Source organism: Ureibacillus sinduriensis BLB-1 = JCM 15800 (assembly GCF_000772955.1).
Classification (GTDB): Bacteria; Bacillota; Bacilli; order Bacillales_A; family Planococcaceae; genus Ureibacillus; species Ureibacillus sinduriensis.
Window position 1 is genome coordinate 678,008 of record NZ_JPVO01000055.1, and the last position, 23,928, is coordinate 701,935.

Annotated in this window: 25 protein-coding genes, 1 pseudogene and 2 other annotated features; of the genes and pseudogenes, 22 read left to right on the top strand and 4 right to left on the bottom strand. The window is 37.8% G+C overall.

All coding sequences use genetic code 11. The features are described from left to right. The first annotated feature begins 144 nt into the window (after positions 1-144). The 17 genes from nikA to CD33_RS19260 all read left to right on the top strand — a co-directional run bounded on the left by nikA (position 145) and on the right by CD33_RS19260 (position 15,904). The gene (gene nikA / locus CD33_RS19180) at positions 145-1,743 is read left to right on the top strand and encodes a nickel ABC transporter substrate-binding protein (RefSeq protein WP_084591420.1); all 1,599 of its coding nucleotides are present in this window, start codon (positions 145-147) and stop codon (positions 1,741-1,743) included. Beyond that, positions 1,744-2,685, top strand: coding sequence for a nickel ABC transporter permease (gene nikB, locus CD33_RS19185; protein ID WP_036203982.1), 942 nt, complete (start codon positions 1,744-1,746; stop codon positions 2,683-2,685). Positions 2,686-2,688: 3 nt separating this feature from the next. Beyond that, positions 2,689-3,534, top strand: coding sequence for a nickel transporter permease (gene nikC, locus CD33_RS19190; protein WP_036204239.1), 846 nt, complete (start codon positions 2,689-2,691; stop codon positions 3,532-3,534). After that, the gene (locus tag CD33_RS19195) at positions 3,534-4,334 is read left to right on the top strand and encodes an ABC transporter ATP-binding protein (protein ID WP_036203985.1); all 801 of its coding nucleotides are present in this window, start codon (positions 3,534-3,536) and stop codon (positions 4,332-4,334) included. Before nikC ends, CD33_RS19195 begins: the two co-directional genes overlap by 1 nt. Next, entirely contained in the window at positions 4,331-5,092 is a 762-nt protein-coding gene (locus CD33_RS19200; RefSeq protein WP_036203989.1) for an ABC transporter ATP-binding protein, read from the top strand. Before CD33_RS19195 ends, CD33_RS19200 begins: the two co-directional genes overlap by 4 nt. A 138-nt stretch (positions 5,093-5,230) precedes the next feature. Further along, on the top strand, positions 5,231-6,568 hold the full coding sequence (locus CD33_RS19205) for an MATE family efflux transporter (RefSeq protein ID WP_036203992.1): 1,338 nt from the start codon (positions 5,231-5,233) through the stop codon (positions 6,566-6,568). A gap of 123 nt (positions 6,569-6,691) precedes the next feature. Further along, positions 6,692-7,189, top strand: coding sequence for an SRPBCC domain-containing protein (locus CD33_RS19210; RefSeq protein ID WP_036203994.1), 498 nt, complete (start codon positions 6,692-6,694; stop codon positions 7,187-7,189). A gap of 129 nt (positions 7,190-7,318) precedes the next feature. Beyond that, positions 7,319-7,957 carry an NAD(P)-dependent oxidoreductase gene (locus CD33_RS19215; protein ID WP_036203997.1) on the top strand — a complete coding sequence of 213 codons (639 nt, stop codon included), beginning with the start codon at positions 7,319-7,321 and terminating at the stop codon, positions 7,955-7,957. Positions 7,958-8,145: 188 nt separating this feature from the next. Continuing rightward, positions 8,146-8,396 (top strand) — a binding site (T-box leader). Between the two features lie 91 nt (positions 8,397-8,487). Then, entirely contained in the window at positions 8,488-9,702 is a 1,215-nt protein-coding gene (tyrS, locus tag CD33_RS19220; protein ID WP_036204000.1) for a tyrosine--tRNA ligase, read from the top strand. 434 nt (positions 9,703-10,136) lie between these two features. Next, a complete protein-coding gene (locus CD33_RS19225; protein WP_052130348.1) occupies positions 10,137-10,424 on the top strand; it encodes a hypothetical protein in 288 nt (95 codons plus the stop codon). Positions 10,425-10,606: 182 nt separating this feature from the next. After that, on the top strand, positions 10,607-11,098 hold the full coding sequence (locus tag CD33_RS19230) for a hypothetical protein (RefSeq protein WP_140422929.1): 492 nt from the start codon (positions 10,607-10,609) through the stop codon (positions 11,096-11,098). A gap of 272 nt (positions 11,099-11,370) precedes the next feature. Beyond that, positions 11,371-11,655 carry a hypothetical protein gene (locus tag CD33_RS19235; RefSeq protein WP_036204004.1) on the top strand — a complete coding sequence of 95 codons (285 nt, stop codon included), beginning with the start codon at positions 11,371-11,373 and terminating at the stop codon, positions 11,653-11,655. Next, entirely contained in the window at positions 11,656-11,952 is a 297-nt protein-coding gene (locus tag CD33_RS19240) for a hypothetical protein (RefSeq protein WP_036204007.1), read from the top strand. Positions 11,953-12,114: 162 nt separating this feature from the next. Beyond that, positions 12,115-12,368: a binding site (T-box leader), on the top strand. An 86-nt stretch (positions 12,369-12,454) separates the two neighbouring features. Beyond that, positions 12,455-13,804, top strand: a complete 1,350-nt coding sequence (locus tag CD33_RS19245) for an amino acid permease (protein WP_036204008.1) — start codon at positions 12,455-12,457, stop codon at positions 13,802-13,804. Between the two features lie 103 nt (positions 13,805-13,907). After that, a complete protein-coding gene (locus CD33_RS19250) occupies positions 13,908-14,504 on the top strand; it encodes a class I SAM-dependent DNA methyltransferase (protein ID WP_036204011.1) in 597 nt (198 codons plus the stop codon). Between the two features lie 109 nt (positions 14,505-14,613). After that, on the top strand, positions 14,614-14,829 hold the full coding sequence (locus tag CD33_RS19255) for a hypothetical protein (protein ID WP_036204015.1): 216 nt from the start codon (positions 14,614-14,616) through the stop codon (positions 14,827-14,829). Positions 14,830-14,950: 121 nt separating this feature from the next. Further along, positions 14,951-15,904 (top strand): nucleoside hydrolase, encoded by a 954-nt coding sequence (locus tag CD33_RS19260; RefSeq protein WP_235863148.1) that lies wholly within the window; start codon positions 14,951-14,953, stop codon positions 15,902-15,904. Positions 15,905-15,979: 75 nt separating this feature from the next. Here the strand turns inward: CD33_RS19260 and CD33_RS19265 are convergent, their stop codons facing one another. Beyond that, complete coding sequence (locus CD33_RS19265; RefSeq protein ID WP_036204020.1) at positions 15,980-16,885, bottom strand: HD-GYP domain-containing protein; 906 nt, start codon at positions 16,883-16,885, stop codon at positions 15,980-15,982. Positions 16,886-17,044: 159 nt separating this feature from the next. On the opposite strand from CD33_RS19265, the gene CD33_RS19270 reads away from it, so the two are divergent. The 4 genes and pseudogenes from CD33_RS19270 to CD33_RS19285 all read left to right on the top strand — a co-directional run bounded on the left by CD33_RS19270 (position 17,045) and on the right by CD33_RS19285 (position 20,529). Beyond that, a complete protein-coding gene (locus tag CD33_RS19270; protein WP_508144804.1) occupies positions 17,045-17,521 on the top strand; it encodes a cytidine deaminase in 477 nt (158 codons plus the stop codon). 227 nt (positions 17,522-17,748) lie between these two features. Next, positions 17,749-18,204, top strand: a complete 456-nt coding sequence (locus CD33_RS19275) for a carbon monoxide dehydrogenase (RefSeq protein WP_140422930.1) — start codon at positions 17,749-17,751, stop codon at positions 18,202-18,204. A gap of 320 nt (positions 18,205-18,524) precedes the next feature. Continuing rightward, a pseudogene (locus CD33_RS19280) lies at positions 18,525-19,714 on the top strand (MFS transporter). Positions 19,715-19,902: 188 nt separating this feature from the next. Continuing rightward, a complete protein-coding gene (locus CD33_RS19285) occupies positions 19,903-20,529 on the top strand; it encodes a PH domain-containing protein (protein ID WP_036204026.1) in 627 nt (208 codons plus the stop codon). Positions 20,530-20,772: 243 nt separating this feature from the next. On the opposite strand, the gene CD33_RS19290 is transcribed toward CD33_RS19285, so the two are convergent. Further along, entirely contained in the window at positions 20,773-21,408 is a 636-nt protein-coding gene (locus CD33_RS19290) for a pentapeptide repeat-containing protein (RefSeq protein ID WP_036204030.1), read from the bottom strand. A gap of 223 nt (positions 21,409-21,631) precedes the next feature. Here CD33_RS19290 and CD33_RS19295 point away from each other — a divergent pair, with 223 nt between their 5' ends. Continuing rightward, complete coding sequence (locus CD33_RS19295; RefSeq protein WP_084591422.1) at positions 21,632-22,291, top strand: DUF1801 domain-containing protein; 660 nt, start codon at positions 21,632-21,634, stop codon at positions 22,289-22,291. Between the two features lie 126 nt (positions 22,292-22,417). On the opposite strand, the gene CD33_RS19300 is transcribed toward CD33_RS19295, so the two are convergent. Together CD33_RS19300 and CD33_RS19305 are read right to left on the bottom strand one after the other, a co-directional pair. After that, positions 22,418-22,711: a spore coat protein gene (locus CD33_RS19300; protein ID WP_036204034.1), complete on the bottom strand. Its 294-nt coding sequence runs from the start codon at positions 22,709-22,711 to the stop codon at positions 22,418-22,420. Between the two features lie 18 nt (positions 22,712-22,729). Beyond that, positions 22,730-22,933, bottom strand: coding sequence for a hypothetical protein (locus CD33_RS19305; protein ID WP_088291726.1), 204 nt, complete (start codon positions 22,931-22,933; stop codon positions 22,730-22,732). Between the last annotated feature and the right edge of the window lie 995 nt (positions 22,934-23,928).

Here is a 23,928-nt window from a genome sequence, read left to right on the forward strand (position 1 = left end):
GGACATTGTATGTTTCGTTCATTTACACTGATTCAAAATTTTTAGATGGATAATTTATCCTTGATAAACCGTAATCATTACTATATAATACAAAACGTAATAATTACGATTTGTAAATACTTAATAGAATATGAGGAGGTTTCTATGAAATCTATTAATGGGAAGAAAGGGTACAAATTTTCTAATTTAGCGAGTTTCCCTAAATTATGTGTAAATCAATTACTTAAAGTTGGGTTTTTTCTGGTAAGTATTTGCATATTAAGTGCATGTACTGGTTCTTCTGAAGGTGCAATGGAAGAAAATTCTACAGAGAAGCATATTAATTTTCTCTATAATTTTGCTACAAATTCTTTGGATCCACATGTAGATTCAAGCTATGTTCCACTAAGAGCTGGGATAACGGAAACCTTAGTACGATTAGATGAAGAAAATTTAACTGTTGCCCCTTGGCTTGCCCAAAGTTGGGAAGGTGAGGATGGTCTAAATTGGACAATCAAACTTCGTGAAGATGTTACATTCCACAACGGTAAAAAAATGGATGCAGAAGCGGTAAAAGCTTCACTTGAACGGGCACTAAAAGAGAGTGTAGCGATTCAAAATGCTCTTAAAATAGATAAAATCGAAGCGGACGGGTATACATTACATATTTCTACGAAGGAACCTTTTCCTGAATTCATATCTGAGCTAGTAAACCCAAATGTTGCAATTATTGATGTGACAGAACCGGATATTATCAATAAACCAATCGGTACCGGACCTTTTGTATTAAAGTCATTTTCACCAGGCAGCAAGCTGGAGCTTGATCGATATGATGATTATTGGGACGGAGCTTCCAACCTCGATTCAGTCACGTTTTCTTTTAATGAGGATGCAAATGCTCGTTCCCTTGCTTTGAAGTCAGGCCAAGTCGATATTGTTTACCGTCCAGAACTTGAGAGTTTGGAATCGTTAGAAACACTAGATGGAGTTAAAGTGGAATCAACTGCCACGTTCCGTGTTCATCAAATGACAATGAATATGGAGAGAAAAAGCATACAAGATATAAATGTTCGTCGTGCTATTGATGCCTTGATTGACCGCCAAAAAATTGTAGATAATATTCTGTTAGGTTATGCTGAACCTGCCGTTAGCCCGTTTTTACCTTCCTTGCCATTTGCTCCTTCCCATGAGCAAAGAGAAACTGGAGCAGACATTGCGATAAGGTTTCTAGAGAAAGCAGGTTATTCGCTTGAAAATGGAAAAATGCAAAAAGATGGGGAACAGCTGAAATTTACCCTATTAACATATAGTGCCAGAGCAGATTTGCCATTAATCGCTCAAGTGTTTCAATCCGATGCGAAACAAATCGGGATTGATGTAGAAATTCGTCAAATTGATATTCCCGAAGAATATATGGCGAGTAACCGGGATTGGGATTTAGCAACCTATAGTAATTTAACAGCTCCACGAGGGGATGCAGGTTATTATCTAAATGCAACCTATCATCCAACGGGTGCGCTTAACTTTAGTGGTGCTCATGAGCCTGAACTTACAACAATCATCGACAAACTTAACCAAACCGTAGGCCAGGAACAACGAGCGGTACTTGCAGAGCAGGCGGCAGATTATGTTCATGAAAACGTGATTAATACATTTGTATTGCACCCATCTACTATTGTTGCCTATAACGAAAAGAAAGTTAAGAATTGGGTGACAACAAGAAGCGAATATTACATGATTACAAATCTATTGGATGTGAAGTAGATGTTGCGAGTGCTTACTCGAAAATTTCTTGAAATTTTAATTTTCATGTTATTTATTACATTTGTTAGTTTTTTAATTGTTCGACTGGCTCCGGGAGATCCTGTTTTGACTATTTTGAATGTTGATGAGCTATCTGTTAATCAAGAGCAAGTTGAGGCTTTAAGGGAAGAAATGGGATTCAATGAACCAATGCTCGTCCAATATGGAATTTGGCTGCAAAAATTTATTCAACTGGATTTCGGAGTATCTTATGTAACAGGTCAGCCTGTAATGGAAATGATTTTAACCGGCTTGCCCGCTACGATGGAATTAGCAATTGGAGCATTGCTTGTAATGCTAGTTATATCGATACCTCTTGGGTCCCTATCCGCCTTATACCGCAATAGCTGGATTGATCAATTTGGGAGGACGCTGTCAGTTCTTGGGGCAGCCATCCCAAGTTTTTGGCTTGGACTTATTCTTATTGAACTATTTGGTGTCCGTATAAACTGGCTGCCGACTATGGGAAGAGATGGGTTCACTTCTTTAATTTTACCGTCATTGACACTTGGCCTGGCTATTTCAAGCGTATATGTCCGTTTGATTCGTTCTAGCCTGCTAGATTCGCTCAGTCAGGAATTTATCCGTGCAGCAAGAGCACGAGGCATATCGGAAAAGCGTATTTTTGTATTGCATGCATTTCGGCATAGCCTCCCACCGGTCATCACTGTTTTTGGGGTTAGTCTAGGCAGTCTGATCGGCGGGGTTGTAGTAGTTGAAGTATTGTTTGCATATCCAGGCTTAGGAAAACTCGTCGTTGATGCCATACGTCAACGCGATTACCCGGTTATACAAGGATATATTTTAATCATGGCCATTATTGTTTTTGTTGTAAATGCATCTGTGGATTTATCCTACAGATATTTAAATCCCGAAATGAAGCTGAAAGAAAGGGGGGACTAGATGATGAATGGATTAACTTTGCGATTACCTAAATTGAAAAGGTTGAGTTGGCGGGGAATCGCGGCATTAATAGGCTTAATCATTATCTTAATAGTTGTCATCTATACTTTTGTCTTTTTGCGACATGATCCAAATTTAACAAACCTCGATGAACGCCTCCAAAATATGAGCATCCAGCACCCATTTGGCACAGATCAGCTTGGAAGAGATGTCCTGACTAGGCTATTGCTTGGTGCTCAGCAAACGATTGGTTATAGTTTATTAGCGCTCTTTGCCGCCATAATTATTGGGGTCCCCTTTGGTCTTATTGCGGGATATAAACGAGGGGTGATCGATCGTGTATTTATGCGTGTTGGAGATGGCTTTTTAGCCTTCCCAGATACGATTGTTGCAATCGTTCTAAGTGGATTGCTTGGGCCAGGTATCGGTAATTTAGTGCTTGCTATTATTATGATTAAATGGGTGAGTTATGCGCGACTTGTACGCAGTACGGTTTTATCTGAATCCCAAAAGGAATATGTACTAGTTGCTCGTACTAATGGCTTATCTCCCTCAAAGATTATACGCAAGCATATACTGCCCCATATCGTGGGACATGTGCTTGTCCTTGCAAGTCTTGATCTTGGTAAAATTATTCTGCTTATTTCAGCTTTTTCATACATAGGTCTTGGTGTACAGCCCCCAACACCTGAGTGGGGAGCAATGTTAAATGAATCACGACCGTACTTTCAGTCGAGACCTGAACTTATGATATACCCGGGATTAGCTATTGTGGCGGTAGTGTTATTAACGAATATGGCAGGCGATTATCTACGTGATCATTTTGATGTAAAAAAAGAGGTGCAGTAGTGATTTTATCGATAGAGCAAGTTTCAATAAGTAGTAGAGAAAATAAAATAGTGGATAACGTATCACTTTCTGTAGGTGAAGGTGAATGGTTTGCGATAGTGGGACAAAGCGGCAGCGGAAAAAGCTTGCTGTCACAGGCGATTGGGCAGATGCTTCCTACAAACTTGAAGGTAGAAGGAAAGATCCATTTTAAAGGGTCGGAGTTGCTTTCATTATCAAGAAAGCAATTTCAAACGATTCGCGGGAAAAAAATAGCCTATATTTTTCAAGACTATCAAAGTTCTTTTACACCATTCAGAACGATTGGCCAGCATTTTGATGAATACTTAAGGACCCATGGCGTATCCGATGCTAAAAGAAGAAGGATTGAATCGATTTATGCATTGGGTTCTGTTGGATTAGATGAGAATCTATATAAAAAGTATCCATTTCAGTTAAGTGGGGGTCAGCTTCAGCGAGCATCAATCGCAATAGCACTCACGTTATCACCGGACCTATTAATTGCTGATGAAATAACAACCGCACTTGATAGTGTATCCGGACATCGAGTCTTAGAGTTGCTTGCCAAAAAACAAAAAGAAACAGGCTGTGCAATTTTATTTATCACACACGATTGGCGTCATGTCAGACGATATGCGAACCGTTTAGCTGTCATGAAGGATGGGGAAATTGTTGAGTCTGGCGGAAAACACCGTATTCTTGATCATCCTAAGCATGAGTATACAAAACAGTTAATCGAAGCTGCACCTATACTGGGTCAAGGTCTTCCATCAGGTTTGCAGGAGGTGGAAAAAAGATGAGTTTACTTACTATAAAAGAACTAACCAAATTTTATCAAGCTGATAAAGTAGCGGTCGACCATGTGTCATTTCACCTTAACAAGGGAGAGTGTCTTGGTCTTGTTGGGGAGAGTGGTTGCGGCAAAAGCACATTGGCTCGTTGCTTATTGCGGATTGAACCCATTGATAGCGGGTCAATTTTTTTTGAAAATGAAGCAATTGAAAACCTGCATGCTCGGAATTTATTTCCCTATCGTAAAAAAATGCAAATTGTGTTTCAGAACCCAACGGCCGCGTTAAATCCAAAATTAAAAGTGAAAGATTCATTGATTGATCCATTTATCCAGTTTAAGAAGGAACTTAGCCTTAGCCATTTCTCCTACACATCCACTGATGCTTTTGTAAAACAACTTCTGGAAGCTGTTGAGTTGCCTGCTGATTTAGCACATAAATACCCGCATGAATTAAGTGGTGGACAAAGGCAGCGCGTAACGATTGCTCGTGCTATCAGTATTGAACCGGAACTTATTGTTTTAGATGAGCCAACTGCAAGCCTCGATGTAATTTCACAAAAGGCAGTGCTTACATTATTGACGGAGCTTCGTGAAACTTTAAATCTCTCTTATTTGTTTATCTCCCATGACCTTGCTGCTGTGAGTCAAATGTGTCAACGTATACTTGTGATGAAAGAATGTCGACTGGTAGATCAATTTAATACTGACCGATTATTCGATAATGAGCGTCATTCATATACAAAAGAACTTATTTCAATCTTTTAGGTTAAGAAAAAATGTTTTCAGAAAACGAATAAGCAAAAAGTGGAACAATTAAAATATCTCCACTAATCTATTTGTTAGTTATATTAGTTAAAGGTTAAGAGGGAAACGACAGATGAAAAAAGTTATGGAGGTGTTCTGATGAAACACCGTACCTACCTTGCCCTAGCAATCCCACTTACCATCTCGACGATTACCACACCATTGCTTGGTGTCGTGGACATGGCTGTAGTAGGCCAGCTAGCCAATCCGGCTTATATCGGAGGCGTAGCTGTCGGAACAGTCATTTTTAATACACTCTATTGGTTGTTTGGATTTTTAAGAGTTAGTACATCCGGTTTTGCTGCTCAAGCGGAAGGGGCAAATGACGTAAAACAACAGATATTAGCGCTCATTAGGCCTTTATATATTGCTCTGATAGTAGGAATGGTTTTTCTAATTCTTCAGTTGCCAATTCTAAAAGCAACTCTTGCTTTAATGAGTCTTGATTCTAATGTACTTCAATTCGCAACAGAGTATTATTCAATTAGGATTTGGGGAGCACCATTTGCATTGGCAAATTATGTCGTGATGGGCTGGCTGGTTGGAAAAGCTCGTATAAAACTAACGGTATCACTTCAGATCCTTATGAATCTAATAAACATTATACTTGCTATTGTGTTTGTGAAAGTCTTCTCTTGGGGAGTATCCGGAGTAGCTGCTGCCACTCTTATAGCAGAAATAGCAACGGTTATATTAAGTATGTTAATAGTAATCAGGTTGCTTCCTCAATCTTTTCGCTTTCCTTCCTATAAAGAGATCCTGGATCCAAAACCCTTTAAAAAAATGGTGGCAATGAACCGGGACTTGATGATGAGAACTTTCTGCTTGCTTGTCGTCTTTAATCTATTTACAGCCAAAGGAGCCGAATTTGGGACAGAGGTGTTAGCTGCAAATGCTGTACTGATACAAATTCATTACATGATGGCATACACTTTTGATGGTTTCGCCAACGCCTCGAGTATATATGTTGGTAAAGCAATTGGATCGCAGGATGAAAATTTGTATAAAAAAACAGTGTCATTGTCTATCCAGTGGGCCTTCATTTCCTCCCTTTTCATTACATTTGTATTTTATTTATGTAAAGGGTTTATCATGCCGCTTTTTTCCAAGACGCAGAGTGTCCTTGAGCTGACGGCCACCTATGAGTTATGGATATTATTATTCCCCATAACTGCCTGCTTGGGCCTCGTACTTTATGGTGTGTTTACCGGTGCCACAGAAGCAAAACCTATTAGGAATTCAATGATTTATGCTTTAGGTGTTTTTCTATTAATTTTGCTCGTATCGTTACCGACGCTTCATAATCATGGGCTCTGGTTGTCCTTCATAGTATTTAGTTTAGGTCGATCCATCTTTCTAACTATGTACCTGCCAGCATTGAATTACAAACTCTTTCCTTCTGTGCAGGAGCAGAAGAAAGCATCCAAGACATTTTAAATATGTAATTTCATCGTGAAGGAAATTGAAGTCTTATCTAGAATCTATTATTACATAGCGATTGACCATCCAGAGAAGTCCGCAGAAGCTAGCAAATAAAGAAAAAGATACGGAGGATTTAAATTGATCTCTACAGTTGACGGAAATGTAATTGTATTCGAACGTGAATTTGATGCTTCAAAGGCTCTTCTTTTTCAAGCATTTTCAGAAGAGCAACATCTGAAAAATTGGTGGGGACCTCGTGGTTGGATACTATCACATTGTCATATCGATTTTCGAGTGGATGGCATCTGGCATTACTGTATGAAGTGTGTTGACGAGAATTTAGGTGACTTTTATGGCTTCGAATCTTGGGGAAAGGGAGTCTACCAAGAAATTGTGCAAGATGAAAGAATCGTTTATATCGACTATTTTTCGGATGCCGATGGAAATGAAGTTGAGGGAATGCCCTCAACATTGAGCACTTTAATATTTCAAGAGATTGACGGAAAAACGAAACTGATTAACCGTGCGGAATACCATTCTGCAGAAGCGCTCAAAACCGTTTTGGATATGGGCATGGAACAAGGTATCATTGAAACGTGGAACCGTTTAGGTGAATATATATCTTCAATAAAATAATCGATGAAAAGCAATCCATCTAGTAGGGTTGCTTTTTTATCGTTACGTAAATTGTTGAATAGTGAGACGATAACCAATTACATGAAAAAATAAGAGCATATATTATAAAGATTCTTTATGGAGGTTATTATGGAGCAGTCATATAAAATAGCGATTATTGGCGGGACGGGGAAGGTGGGACGTCATATTGCCAAAAGAGCGCTGGAAAATGGCCATCATGTACGTATGTTTGTTAGGAATCCGGATAAATTAACTTTTAAGGATGCCAGGGTCGAAATTGTAAGAGGGAATGTTGAAAATCAGGAGGATATTAAAAACCTGCTGCACGATTGCCAAGTGGTCATTAATACTTTCGGTCAGCCCCTCAAAGAAAAGCAGATTTATAGCAGTGTAACGAAAAGTATACTTGAGGTCATGGCTGATTTGAAAATCCCGCGATATATCGGCGTCACGGGCGGATCACTAACAATTGAAGGTGATCGAAAAAGCTTTATAAACAGGATTGGGGCAAAGCTGTTTGAAATCCTTTATTGCGGTATGATGAAGGATAAAAAAGCCGAATGGGATACTCTTAATCGTTCGAAAGATATTGATTGGACACTTATCAGGCTTCCGTTTATAGCGGAAGGCCCCGAAATAGGCACCATCAAAGAAAGTCTTACAAACATGCCCGGAACAAAAATAACAAACCAAGATATAGCCACCTTTCTCATTAATCAAATTGGAACTAAAAAGTATGTACACAAAGCGCCGTTTATAGCAAATTAGTGATAAGTTTGAGATTTTAAGAGTTTCGTACTTGGATGATGGATTCGAATGTTACCAACTATCACAAGATTGTTTTTAAAACACAAGACTAGAAAAATTTAATTGACAAAATGTAATAAAGGGATAAAATAAATAACAATTAATAGTTGCATAACGAAGATTTGTATTACACATTTCGGAGTATAAGAACAAAGGCAATGATAAGAACAAGTAGCAATCATGTAGACAAACAGAAAGTTACCGGTTGTTGAGAGGTGCATGTTGAACGGTTGCGAATACATCTTGGAGCTGTGTACCGAACATTTCGATTAGTAGGCTGCACCGGTTTGGCACCCGTAATCATGTGCTGTAAGTATCGTCTGATGACTGTACTTGCAAAGGCAGGTAATGTGAATTACTTGCGAATTAAGGTGGTAACACGAGATGAATCGTCCTTTTGGTTAATCCAAAGGGGCGTTTTTTTTTATCTTTCATGCCTAGTTCTTATAGAACTTGCAATATTAGAAATAATATTTCAAGGAGATGTTAGTATGTTTATAAAACCCGAAGAACAGTTGAAAATTATTAGGAAAGGTACGCACCAAATTGTAGACCAGGAAGAATTGCTTGCAAAGTTGGAAAAATCCTATAATGCCAAAAAGCCATTAACAATAAAATTAGGGCTTGATCCATCTGCTCCGGATATACACTTAGGTCATGCTGTCGTATTGAGAAAAATTAAACAAATGCAAGATCTAGGCCATCATGTTGTCATTATCATTGGTGATTTTACGGGCCGGATTGGTGATCCAACCGGAAAAGCCAAGGGACGTGTTGCTCTAAGTGATGAACAGGTCAAGGCAAATGCAAAAACGTACTGTGAACAAATCTTTAAAGTGTTGGATGCAGACAAAACAATTGTACGGTTTAACAGTGAATGGCTATCAAGGCTGACTTTTGAAGAAGTAATAAAGCTTGCTGCAACTACATCGGTTGCAAGAATATTGGAACGGGATGACTTCCAAAATCGTTACGAAAACCAGGTACCAATCGGGATTCATGAGTTTTTCTACCCACTGATGCAAGCATACGATTCAGTGGAAATCAAGGCAGATATAGAATTAGGTGGCACCGATCAAACCTTTAACGTACTGATGGGGCGGACTCTTCAAAAACATGGGGGCTTAGAGAAACAGGTGGCGATTTTTATGCCATTGCTTGAAGGGCTTGATGGTACGGAAAAAATGAGCAAGAGCCTTGGAAATTACATTGGAGTCGATGAACCTTCGCAAATCATGTTTAAAAAGGTGATGGAAGTGCCGGATCAATTAATTATCAAATACTTTGAATTAGCAACGGATGAACATCCTGATAAAGTTGACAACATAAAGCACCAACTTAATACAGGCATAAATCCACGGGATATTAAATTGAAATTGGCAAAAATCATTACAAGTTTGTACTGGGGAGAAGAAGAGACAAAAAAGGCGATGACATATTTCGAAACTGCTTTTCGTAACAAAGGAATCCCGGAAGATATCCCGGAATTATTAATTGAAATCGGGTCGGAAACAATAATGGATATCATTCCCCATCTTATTGAAAGAAAATTTGTAAAAAGTAAAAGCGAGTTTATACGTCTACTTATGCAAAACGGTGTGCAAATCAATAAAGAGAGAATAAGCGAGGATGATTTGGATCGTGTAGTAATGAATGGTGAAGTTCTGCAAATCGGTAAAAAGAGATTTATACGATTTATTAAATAGTAAATATTAAGAGACGATAATTTTTTAATTATCGTCCCAGACTGTTGACAAACGCTTTCATCCTACGTTGGTTGTCTCGTTCGTCCCCTCATTAACGTTTTGTTCTATTCGGGTCTTCACTCGACTACCCGCCTTGTCTGCCAAGCGTTTTCAAGACAGTATGGGTAATTTTTCACTGAAGGAAATAGCCTAAAAAACGTGTAGACAAAGTCGAAGATCGACTTTGTCTACACTCTGAGACGATAATTTGTTAATTATCGTCCTTTTTGATATTATATCGAAATATCAGTAAGATGGAACGTTTTCCAGGAATATGCGTGACTGCTAGTTATACATTATTCTATTATACTCTATTAAGGGAAGGGTATGAAAAAGCATCAACTTTGATTGATCCGTTCTAGAGAAAACCGGTCACCAAGCAAAATAAATAGTCGTTGCAATTTATTAGTCATATCCGACAGATAGATTATATAGTTAGCGGAGATTTTGAGGAAGCGACTATTCAAGAACTCCATCAATGTCTGCTTCCGATAGATCCGATTAGCTTTAAAAGAAGCGAAGCCATCCTTGCTAAATTAAAAGGCGATACCGAGGGAGCCTCTCGAAAATTATCGGAAGTTTTGAAAGAAATAGAAAAGAATAAAGAATTATTTGGCTTTTATGAAGCTGAGGAGTGTCTAACTAGCATATTAAAGGACGCGTTGATTGGGTTAGAAAAATAAATTAATTACATACAGTCTGTAAGTTGGCTTGTTGCAAGTTACTTCAATTACGCATTAATATTGGAAAAAATTGAAAATATGGAACCTTTTCGAATTCGGAAACGTAGTTCTATATGGGAGGCACTTTGTAATTTAATGTATAGCCTATAGTTAAGCTTCAAAAGAATTGAGGAGTAAATATGTTGAAAATACTGGCGTTCTTATCGGTTATTTTTCTTGTTGCTTTTCTCTTGTTAATTTGGTTTTTGCAATATGAAAATAAAAAAGACGATAAAAAAGATAATCTTCTGACCTTGATCGTAATGGCAATAATATTCTCATTGGTCATCACCATGGTCATTGCACTTTTCCTTTTTCTTATTATAGGTTCCACAAATGTTATCGAAATACTGTTTTCATTTGATATAAGTACCAACCAAATCATTGTGATAGCCATTTCTTTTCTTGTTTACTGGCTAACAGTTGATAATATTTTAGAAAAGGTATTTAAATTTCTGATGGGTGAGAACATTTATGCCATTCTCTCTTTATCATTGACAAGAGTGACAGCCTTTTACATGATTGGAATAATGATTAAATTAAATGCTATGATAAACTTGTCGATTTCAGCAGGTGTAGGAACTGTTTTGCTAGCAATGGATGTGCTCTATTTCTTAAAATATAATAAATTATAAACTATTGATCCATCTTGCTGTAGTTGCCTATTTTCATAGACAGTTCCAGATACTTAGGTATACTAGTATTTTCAAAGGATAGTTTGAACGTTTATTCCCCTACATTTCATTAGCAGGACAATCCTCAAATAATGGATTGTCTCCTTTATCCCCTCGGTATAAAATACAATAGCTATTGTGTATGAGGCAGAAAGAGAATATCATGAAACTGCTATTTTGGATAAAGGGCGCGTTAGCCGCAACAACATAAATATTAGGTGAAAGGTAGGCATATGAAAAGATTATCATACATACTTGGCGGGTTAATTTCTGTTTTTTTGCTAGTTCTTCTTGGAATGCAACTCAACTCAAACCTTAAAAAGAATGAGCAAGAAAAAGCTCAAGTAAAAACAGAACAATATTTAGCTGAAAACTTTCAAGGAGAGAAATTTGAAATACGTGATATTTCATCTTCCACTGACTTTAAACATTATGGTTATTTTGAACATGAGGCCACAGTAAGAAACAAGGAAATTGGGGAAACTTTTACCTTATATTACGATAAAAACATGGATTGAATGGAAGATTCCAACAATATAGAAAGACAAGAAAAACTGTTAACTAGTGATCTGCAACCTAAAATAGAGGAGTATATCAAAAAACAGTTTGGTGAACCAAGATATATAGATACTAGTTACGATTTAGTGACTGGAAAGCCAATGATTGTTGTGACATTCAATGCCAACGATAAAGAAATAGCAGCTACTGATTTTGATGCATTTATTGCATTTTTAAAAGAGAATGCAGGGGTTGAACATGCCAATGTCATAGTGGATTATTGGACAAAAGAGTTATCTATCAATAAAGAATATTAAAATTCGTGCCATGAGCTAAACTTTGATGATGTTGCTGCTTGAATCTTTCAAAAGTGGCGAAATTTCAAATTTCAATTGACAAACAAAAATTAAACGATAGAATTGTAAATAATCAATATTTGCATTACGAAAGATTTGTTTTGAACATTTCGTATTATAAGAATAAAAGCTATGAAAAGAAATAGTAGCAATCATGTAAACATAACAGAAAGTTACCGGTTGATGAGAGGTGCATGTTGAACGATAGCGAATTCATCTTGGAGCTGTGTACTGAATAGGGAATCCTTAGTAGGCTACACCGGTCAAGCACCCGTCATCTTGTGCTAAAGTATCGTCATTTGACTGTACTTGCTAAGGTAAGTAATGGAAGTTGCTTATGAATATAAGGTGGTAACACGAGTTGAATCGTCCTTTTGGTTAATCCAAAAGGGCGTTTTTTTTTAACTTTTTTTCTTATAGAGTTGAGATTTGAGAAACAGATTTTGAAGGGAGAAAAACACAAATGGAAGATAAAAGCAAAAAGCTTCAGCGGGGGCTCGATAACCGGCATATACAGTTGATAGCTCTCGGAGGTTCGATTGGAGTCGGGCTGTTTTATGGCTCCAGTGCAACCATTCAAATGGCGGGCCCATCTATTTTATTATCATATTTAATTGGAGGATTGGTCATCTTTACCATTATGAGGGCGCTTGGAGAGATGGCAGTAGAAGAACCGGTGTCAGGTTCATTTAGTACATATGCAAATCGATATTTGGGACCGTTTGCCGGATACTTAACCGGATGGACCTATTGGTTTATGTGGATTGTCGTTGGAATGGCTGAGATAACGGTGGTTGGCGTCTATGTGAATTATTGGTACCCCGAAATTCCCGGTTGGTTGACTGCGCTTGTTGTCCTCATTGTAATGACTTTGATAAATTTAGCAAATGTCAAAGCTTTCGGCGAGTTTGAATTTTGGTTTGCCATGATAAAAGTGGTAGCTATAATCGGAATGATTCTTCTTGGATTGGGAATCATCTTTCTTGGTATAGGAAATGGCGGTCAGCCAATTGGGCTGGATAATCTATGGATTCATGGTGGTTTCATACCGAATGGCATGGAAGGAATATTATTATCTTTGGTACTAGTCATGTTTTCATTTGGAGGAGTGGAATTAGTCGGAATTACAGCCGGAGAGGCGAAAAATCCGCAAAAATCAATACCGTCTGCCATCAATAATGTTGTATGGAGAATCTTGATTTTCTACATTGGTGCATTGGGGATAATGATGATTTTATATCCTTGGAATGAAGTCGGGATGGATGGCAGTCCGTTTGTAATGATCTTTGACAATGTCGGCATTCCTGGTGCTTCGCATATTATTAACTTTGTTGTGATCACGGCGGCATTATCGGCCTTCAATAGCGGACTATTCAGTTCGGGAAGGATGCTATACAATCTATCGCTTCAAAAAAATGGCCCGAAGTACTTCGGAAAACTATACAAAAATGGCAGTCCAAGACGTGGAATCCTATTTTCATCTCTAGTTTTGCTAGTGGCCGTCGCGCTGAACTATATCGTTCCTGAAAAGGTTTTTCTATATATTTCCGCAGTCGCAACGGTTGCTGTTATTACGAGCTGGACCATCATCCTGCTTACCCAATTAAAATTCAGGAAATCTAAAACGGAAAAAGAAGTCGAACAATTAAAATTTAAAGTTCCCTTATTTCCGGCTACGACCTATTTAGCACTAATCTTCCTGGCTTTTGTCATTGTCTTGATGGCGTTTATAGAAGATATGCGGATCGCACTGATTGTGGCGCCTATTTGGTTTATCATTCTTTACATTGGATATAAAATGAAAATAAAGTAATATGAAGGCATCACCTTTAAAAGTTATTCGGTAATAGGTTAGAAAAGAGTCGTTCTGATTTAGCTACAAAGGAACTTGGTTGATACTTGAATCGGGGGAAACTATGGAAAACAATGTGTTTGAACAAATGGCAAAAAGGTATGATACAGATCAAAGGATTGATTTGGCGAAAGTAATAGTGAAGGAAGTTAGACAAAAATTACAAAATAGCAGACTCGGTTCTTTAATTGACTATGGAAGTGGCACAGGTCTGGTTGGTTTAGAAGTTACAGATTTGGTGGACTCGGTTTTGCTTGTTGATTCTTCAAAACAAATGCTTGAAGTTGCACAAGCTAAAATCAATCAATTAGGAATCACCAACGCAAAAGTGCTTCATTCGGATTTTACTCAAGCCACTCCTGCACTAAAGGCAGATATAATTTTAGTATCTCTTGTCCTATTGCATATTCCGGATACGAAGACTATTTTGCAACAACTATACAATATACTGAATAGTGATGGCATGTTGATCATTATTGATTTCGACAAAAACAATCAAATAAGTCACCCAAAAGTTCATAATGGTTTCTCGCATGAGGATTTAAAAATGAAATTGTCTGAAACTGGTTTTAGGTCAATCGACATCCGTACTTTCCATCATGGCGACCGCATCTTTATGAATCAAAATGCATCAATGTTTGTGGCCACAAGTGCAAAATGAAAAGTAAAGTTTAAGGAATAAAGACAGCAATCGTAAAGCAAAAAATGTTATTCGAAAAAAACTATATTATCGCCTTGTTTGGGTATATTACAATTTAGAGGTGATCATAGTGAGTAAACAAAAAGGAAATGACAAACAAAGAATCAATGTAGAACTGGGCGGAATGGATCTGTTCGGGACGACTTCCAATGCGGAAGTTGGAGGATATAAGGCTTCGGGAGATATTGAAAATGCAGGTAGATTGGATAAAGGTTTCCAAAAAGTCGAAGAAGCCGATCGTCATGCGAAAGCTTCCCTTAAAGAAGGCGACCAAGAGGGATACTGAAGCTGCCGGTATTATCACAATAAAATGTAATACATTAACGAAGGCGTTGATCCAAAATGGGTCAATGCCTTTTTTTCGTTCCTTCACTTTTTAGGAATGTAATCCAAATATTGGAATATATTTGGGGTGTAAGGAGGGAACAGCCATCACAAAAAAAATTTTATTATTTTGTGACCCAGGTATTGACGATTCGTTGGCCATCATGTATTGCATACTTGATCCCGAAATTGAGCTTGTCGGACTTGTAACAAGTTATGGGAATGTAACAAAAGATCAAGCTACAGCCAATGCTGCCTATTTGTTGCAGCTGGCAGGCAGGAATGATATACCCATAATTCCAGGCGCATCCATGCCAGTACAGGAAGAAGGAACGGTATTTTATCCTGAAATCCATGGTCAAAATGGCATCGGCCCAATCCAGCCACCAAGCAATTTCCATTATCACATTTACCCTTTTGACAGCATCCGTACAATAATGGAAAATTATAAAAATGAACTCATTATAGTAGATACTGGGCGTTCCACTTCTTTGGCAACCGCCTTCACACTATTTGCTGAACAGATGAAAATGGTTCATTCGTTTTATGTGATGGGGGGTGCTTTTTTTGTTCCAGGTAATGCAACAGCCCTTGCGGAAGCCAATTTCTATGGTGATCCAAGTTCTTCTAATTTCGTATTAAAGTATGCACATAACCTCGTCATAACACCGTTGAACGTTACCCGATCCGCTGTCCTTACGCAAGAAATGGTAAATGAGATATCAAGAAATAGTCAAAACGTATATGCTTTCATGATGGATCCGATTTTCAAGTATTACTATGAGTTTTACAAAAAATCAGTACCTGGAATACCCGGAGCTCCAATACATGATCTTTTGACGATTATGGTAGTGGTAAACCCTGCAATTGTTGATTACATACAATATGACGCCAAAGTGATAGAGGAGTCGGATGCAAAGGGAATGTCCTACATTGATTATCGGCCCACAAGTAAAAAGGGAAATACAAAAATAGCGGTCAACTTACATTATGACGCATTTCAGGAACAATTCCGAATAGTGATGTTGCAGCAATAATAGTGTATTTAAGGCACTTCTTCGAGGGATATAAATTAGAAGGAGCAACCATCTAGAGTGAAGCCCCTATAATTTTTATTCCTGTTCAAATAGACTTAAAAACACATCCACAATTTCGGGATCAAACTGAAGTCCTTTATTTTTCCGAATTTCCTCCAGTGCATATTCCAAATCATATCCTTCCCGGTAAACACGTTTTGTCGTGATGGCATCATAAGTATCGGCAATGGCCACAATTCGGGCAAACAAGGGGATTTGCTGTCCTTTAAGGCCAGAAGGATAACCTTTTCCATCAAATCTTTCGTGATGATAAAGGACGATATCCAAAACACCATTTTTGTGAAAATCCCCGATATGCTTTAGCATGTTATGTCCGAGTGTTGGATGGCTTTTAATAATGGTATATTCATCTTCAGTCAGTTTTCCTTCTTTTCCAAGGATATGTTCGGGTATTCCAATTTTTCCGATGTCATGCAGCAATGCGCCTTTACGAATAATTTCGCAGTTCACTTTGGATAACTTCATTTTCTCGGCTATTTGAACGGAGTATATGGCTACGTTCTCGGAATGATGCAGTGTGTAATGATCTCTCGAATCCAAGGTGTTGGATAAAGCCACTGTTAGTTCCAAGTTATCCGCTTCCACCTTTTGGGCATACTTCATTAATCCAGCAGAGATAAGCGTTATCAAGAGGTAGGTAATCAGATGGATCAAAAAAATGCCCAGGTTGGAATTTGAATCTGGAATTAGCAAATACCTGCAAGTTACCGTGAAAAAAGTAAGTAAAGTCAAAAACCAAATAGACTTATCATAGAAACCGATACCAAGGAATATTACAGACAATATATACAATATATAAAAAATGCTTTCCCCATGTAAAATAAAGCTATTTAAAATGACACTTAAAGCCAGTACGAAAAAAAAACCATATCGAAAGTAGATGGGGTTATACAACGGTCTATAGAATAATTCTTTAAGCATATATCCTCCATTTCCACAGGAATCAACTAGTTTGAACGGATTCCAAGATAATTATGTCCTAAATTTTGATTGGACAATCATATAAATACCCAGTTTCCCACTACTTAATTGAATTGGTGTTTGTTTTTAATGTTGACAAAAGTTTCAAAAAATAATATTATGATAATCCTGCCAATCGAACGGTTGGTCTTTAGGGAACTTTTGAAAGTTCATTCTTCTTTGAAAGGGATGGATACGATGAATAAAGAACAATTAGTGGAAAGCGCTCGCGAGATGAAGAGACATGCTTATGTACCTTACTCAAAATTCCCGGTTGGGGTGGCTTTACTGTTAAAAGATGGTACTGTGACGAATGGTGTTAACGTGGAAAACGTGTCGTTGGGGGCAACAAACTGCGCTGAAAGAACGGCGGTATTCACTGCTGTAGCAAATGGATACAAAAAAGGAGACTTTCAAGCGATAGCAGTTGCGGGAGATACAGTAGATTTTCTTCCACCTTGCAGCATTTGCAGACAAGTTCTGGCTGAATTTTGTTTACCTGATATGCCGGTTTATCTTACAAATGAGAAGAAAGAAATCCTAGAATTGACTTTAAAGGAACTTCTTCCATATGCTTTTACGGATTTAGATATGTAACACTTATCGGAAATAAATAAAAGGAGGACAAGTTTCGATTCATTTTGGATCAAACCTTGTCCTCCTTATTGTTTATTGAGTGCCCCAAAGGGTTAAGGATGATATTAACTAAGTTGGGCAAGCTAGTAATAAAAAGTTATTAGGGTGTGGGTCAATTGATTAAGTGTTTAACGGTTTGCTTTCTCTCAGTCAGCTTGCTATTTTTGGGAACCGGGGCTGGGAAGGTTATGGCAAATTCGCAACATACAGTTCCATATTATGAGGACCATTCAAAAAGAGTCGGCTATAAAAATGTAAATGAGGCGGTTATGGAATTTGAAATGGATTGCAAATGTGGAGTGAAATTACCTTCTTTGATGCCGGATATTACGTTTACACATGAATTTGCTTCTCTTTATAAAGATAAAATACATGGCTCCAACAAAATTTTGCAAGTTCGGTTTGTCAATAGGAAGATAAAAAGCAATAATTTCAAGATTGAAGTCCGAAAAGACAAGGTGGATTTTGAAGGGACGGAATATATGCTGCAAGGAGGAACTAAAGGGATTTACTTTAAAGACAATCTGTATGATTATTTGGCATTTGAAAAAAATTACTTACAGTATATAGTCGGGCTCGATAGAAATGTTGACAATGGAAATACGGTGCAAGTTTTAATAGACATAGCGAACACATTTAATTAATAAAAAGTAAGGCCCTCGAAAAAACAGGCATTAATCGGTTAGGGATTGATGCTTTTTTTGTGCTTTTGGTTTTGTAGGAGCAAAAAAGATTGTGTAAGAAACTAAATATGGAATTTGAACACGTCATACAAGAGCATTATCTTCTGGCTGGAGGAAATGGTCTAGTAAGTGATTGCATCTATTTAAAGGCTATTGGGTTCCCCCGTATAAGTTACATCATATATATATAGAAAAAACTAACAGGAGAGGAATCATTGGACAAAAAAAATAGCAGATTCCGCTGGGTTATCTTTGCTTCAGTCATTTTTGCTTATTTAATAATGGCCAGTCAACGTACAGCGCCGGGATTAATAACGGACCAATTAATGAATGATTTTAATGTGACAGCTACAACAATTGGTTTACTTTCAAGTATACAATTTTTCGTCTATACCAGTTTGCAGATTCCGATGGGGATTTTCGTTGATCGCTACGGGCCTAATTTCTTCCTGATAACCGGGGCAATGCTTACAGGCATTGGTACGATCGCATATAGTCTTGGTACACATGAGGTAGTCCTATTCTTGGCAAGAATTTTCACGGGTGTAGGGGATGCAACCATTTGGGTAAGTTTAGTATTAATTTTAAGTCAATGGTTTAATGCAAAGGAGTTCTCCCGATTAATCGGAGTAGCAGGAATGACTGGAAGCCTTGGGTTTCTGTTGGCAACGGTGCCATTTTCGGCATTCGTTGATCTGCATGGTTGGAGGGCGTCCTTTCTATCAATCGGTATTTTATTATGTTTCATCGCAATTTTTCTTTATCTTTTCCTCGTGAAAAAACCAAAACAGGCATTTTTTGAAAAACAAGAAACTCATAATGAAAAAACGATGGACCTACTGCGAAGAATATTTTCAAGCAGGCAGGCATGGGCGTTATTTATGTGTCATTTCGGAGTAGTGGGGGGTATATTGGATTTATCGGGTCATGGGCAGTGCCTTATGGGATGAATCTATATGGAATGACACGCCTTGATGCCAGTCAACTCATAATGATTAGTTTGATAGGGGCGTTGATAGGGGCGCCCCTGATAGGCTGGGTGTCCAGCAGATTGGAAAAAATCAAAATTCCATATGTAGTGTTCCACATAATTATACTGATTTGTTGGTCCGCCTTTTTATTATTTAAAGGTCAACCTCCATACGTCTTACTAATCATTCTTTTCTTTATTATCGGGTTTGGATTTGGTTCAAATTCATTGACCTTCTCGGCGGTTCGTCTTTCCTTTCCCCATAAAGAATCTGGCCTTGTATCCGGTTTTGCAAACACCGGCGGCTTTCTTAGTGCGGTCCTGCTGCCAAGCATTTTCGGGAAAGTGCTGGATCTATTCCAAGGCGCTTCAGGGAATATTGTGGATGGCTATTTTTACGGTTTTATAACACCAGTACTATTCTCTATCGTAGGGTTAGTCGGTGTATTATTACTGAAGGAAAGTTGGGTGGCTGGAAATCAAAATAAAGCAGGTCAATAATCCCGAAGGAAATGGCGCCGTTTGTGAGATTTACACGAAAATCAATCAAGGTTGTAAAAGATCGGTCAAAAGGGAGATTCCAAAGTAATTGGGTAGAATTGTAAATTAGTTGTAAAGTCCTTCTTGCTAGTTGTAGATTTTCAATTTATGCTTATTGTAGATGTTCAGTAGTGAAAGGGGCCATTTGGATGTTTAAAAATTTAGTAGGGAATGCAGTCGGAGATGCATTAGGTCTGAGCGATATCGGTCAGGTTATCAAGCCTGAGGATTATAATAAAACAGAATCCGATGATTTCATTTTAACAGAGGACGGGGAGAAGATATTCTTTTTAATCAAGTCCAAATCTGACGAATATTGTTTTACAAACCTGGCTTTATTGCATTTAGATGGTGATTCTGCTTTAAGTAAAAAACGGGTATTAAAACGTTATGACTATTACAAGCACCACATCGAGAATGTAATGCTGGAAACAGCTGGTACAATCGATCTGGATATAGAAATCAAGTTTAATATCGGACATAATTCGTTTTCCATCGATATTGCCAAGAAATTTGGTGTTGAAATTGCGGACCTTTACAAGTCGTTGTTAGCCATTTCGCAAATCCAGGAAAAGAACGCCCGATTAAATGGATTCGCAAAAGAAGCAGTATTAATTGCGCGTGATGTGAATTACGGTGCGAGAAATACGGACTCGCCAACAAATCTTGAATTCAACAAAATTGTGAACCTTGCCAATTCTTGGTTAAAGCAAACATACGATCAGAACGAGAAGAAAGATTTCTCGGACGTATTCCAAAAATATATCCAAAACTAACTTAAATACCTAGTTGCTAAGCGTTGATCCCAAAAGGGTCGGCGCTTTTTTGAGTAAGTTGCCATTGGAAAGGGGACTCCTGTGATTTAACAATAGGGATAAGTGCAGGCTGTAGCAGTATTTCGGAAAGTGCTTCTGCAATGGAAAGCAATTTAAGATAGTCATAAAAGCACCATTTTGCTCTTGGGTGTGGTGCTTTTGACTTTTACCTAGGCAGGCTCTTCATTTTTGATAGATCGCTTTCTAGTCTTTAATAACAAGTCCTAGCAGTGTTACGAATTGAATCGCCTGGTTTGATGACACTTTGCAGCCTTTTAAATTTGGTAATGAAACATTCAACTCTTCGAATAAGGAAGTACTGAGATCGATGCCTTTTAAGGATGTTTCTTCAAAATTTGCCCCATCAATATTGCAGTTTTGGAATTCGATATTTTTCAGTTTACAATCGTAGAAATCAGTATTTTTCAATAATGAATGGTGAAAAATCACTTTTTCAAGTTTTGAGTTTCCGAACATCGAAAGATTTAAAACCGAATCCTCGAACCGGACATTTCCTAAACGGGAATCAGTCAAATTAACGCCTAAAAGCTTGCAATCTACAAATCTTGCTCGGTGAATGGAGGATTTACTTAAATTGGCATTGGAAAAATCACATTTTTCAAAATAGATATCGGTTAAATCAATATTTTCAAAGTCAGTATGGTTAAATCGGCAATTTTTAAGCGTCATTTGTGATAATCTACCTCGGTGCAGCGCTTCATTTTCAAAATTTGCCTGCTGTATTTCACACAATTCTAATTCCGGATAGTCCTCATGCAAAATATCATGAAAATTTCGACTCGATAAATCAGCAGGTATTTTAGGTGATTCAATTTTCATTTCATGATCTCCTCTATGTAATTGGTGGGACTATATAAAATCTCTTTCATTTCTGCTTTAACTATAACATTAAGTGAATCAAAATTATATGGAGTCCCCGATGTTCCAATGCTAGTTTCAATGAAGGATCTACTTTACAACATACCGATTAGTGTCCTAAAATTAAATGTTATAAGATGGTGGAATACTTGAAAACTAATCAAATAAAGAGGAGAATTCCTTGATGACAATTAATAGCTTGAATCCCAAGGTTGACGAATTTTTGAATAAAACGAAAAAGTGGAAAGAGGAATTTGAAAAACTAAGAGAGATTGTTCTGGACTGCGAGCTAACCGAGGATTTTAAGTGGATGCATCCGTGTTATACATTTGGAAATAAAAACATTGTATTAATCCATGGATTTAAAGATTATTGTGCGCTTCTTTTTCACAAAGGTGCCCTGTTAAAGGATCCTCATGGTTTGCTCATCCAGCAAACGGAGAATGTACAGGCGGCGCGTCAAATACGTTTTACTCATATCGAAGAAATCATGGAACTTGAACCTGTTCTAAAAGACTATATAAATAATGCCATCGAAGTTGAAAAGGCTGGCTTGGATGTTAAGTACAAAAAGGAAACGGAATTTACTATTCCAAAAGAGCTCGAGTTGAAATTTGAGGAATTGCCAGAACTAAAATCCGCTTTTGAAGCATTGACTCCTGGTAGACAAAAAGCATACATTCATCATTTTTCTACACCCAAACAATCCAAAACCAAAACCTCACGGATTGAAAATTGCGTGGAAAGGATTCTGAATGGGAAGGGGTTAAAGGATTGCACTTGCGGCTTCTCTAAAAGAATGCCGAACTGTGATGGCTCCCACAAGCATATGGAAAATAGCTGAGTCACAGTAACGATTGAACGATTTTTGGTTAAAGACTGTGATGAAGGACACAACCATGGAATTGTATCTGTGTCCTTCACACTTTTTTAGTGGCTGAGGGAAAACAAGTCAAGCCGCAGAATTTTATTAAAATTGATTGTCCGGATGCAGGTTGTTTTGCATCAGTGCTTGTACATTGCTGATTTGTTCTTTGGATGCAAGCTCGGTCTTGTACCAGCCTTTACTATTCATAATCTCAAAAAGCTTGAACTGGTTTGAACTTGCGTTTTCAAAACAATGTTCATAAATTTCACGGAGTTGCTGATGTGTAGTTTCCAATAAGGTATTGCTTATGCTGCGACAACGGCCTTTTTCTAATTCTAAACAAAGCTGAAGCATTTCGCGGTCAGTTAATCCGCGTCCTGCAATATTATTTGGCATAAAATCATCCCTTGCTAATTATTGAATGTTCTTTGACCGATTAAAGTATTGGGAAAGTTCTGCAATTTTCAGTTGGTGTTTTTCAGCCATTTCCTCGAGTGTTTTTTTTAATCCCTCGTCTTCGCATTGTGAGGCACACCAATTCATCGTTTTTGCTGTTATCTCTTCTGCACGAATTTCATCTTCTATGAAAGCCAATTCTTTTATCGTTAAAATCTGCAACCTACCTCACCCCCGAGTGATTGATATAGATTTAGTATTGTTATTTCGTGCAAGTTTTATCCTATCGAATCTCTCAAGTACTTTAAACATCCAATCAAAATTGCAACTACCATAGCCCCGTAATCTAGAAACAAGGCGTATGTGCTAAAATAGACGGTAGAAGTTGTAGAAGAATGCCCGAAAGGTTATCTTCTGAAAGGCTTACCTTTTTAAAACAGTTGATGAGCGCCGATGTTTGCTTTTCAAACTTGAAAGTGGGGAATCTCTTAAAGCGATGACGATTTTGGGACAATCGAGTCTGGATGATCGAGGAAGATAAGGGAACCTCGGGATACCTTGAAGGCGATTTTTTTCAAGTGAACTTTTATTAGAGGCTCTGCGGGTCAAGCATAGGTGGATTAAGGGACTTAATCCGGAAAAGCGTTAATCACATTTCAGTGATTAACGCTTTTTGTGCTTAATCTGAGGTTCAAGATCACTTTCAAAAGTGAAGAAAGCTTTTCAGTTAGAACCGGAGCGAACAAAATTCTCTTTAAGAAGGACAGGGGGGCTTTTGCAATAGGAGGTTTCTGAAAGACGATATTTTCTGGGATTAGTAGAACTTGTGCGATAGGAGCTCTCTAAAAGACAAATTCATCCCGGATAAGTAAAAAATTTCTAATAGTAGGGCTCAAAAAGACAGTTTTTTAAGAAACTTGGAAAATGTGTCCATTAGGTGCTTTCAAAAGGACAAATTATGCTGAACCAAGAAGAAGTTGTCCGATAGAAGGAGTCAAAAGGACAATTTTTAAACAAACTTGGAAAATGCGTCCATTAGAGGCTTTCAAAAGGACAAATTCTGCTGAACCAAGAAGAAGTTGTCCGATAGAAGAGCTCAAAGAGACAATTTTTAAAATTACTCGGAAAATGTGTCCATTAGGGGCTCTCTATAAGACAAATTCTGCAGAGCCAAGAAAAAGTTGTCCGATAGAAGAGCTCAAAAAGACAAATTTTCA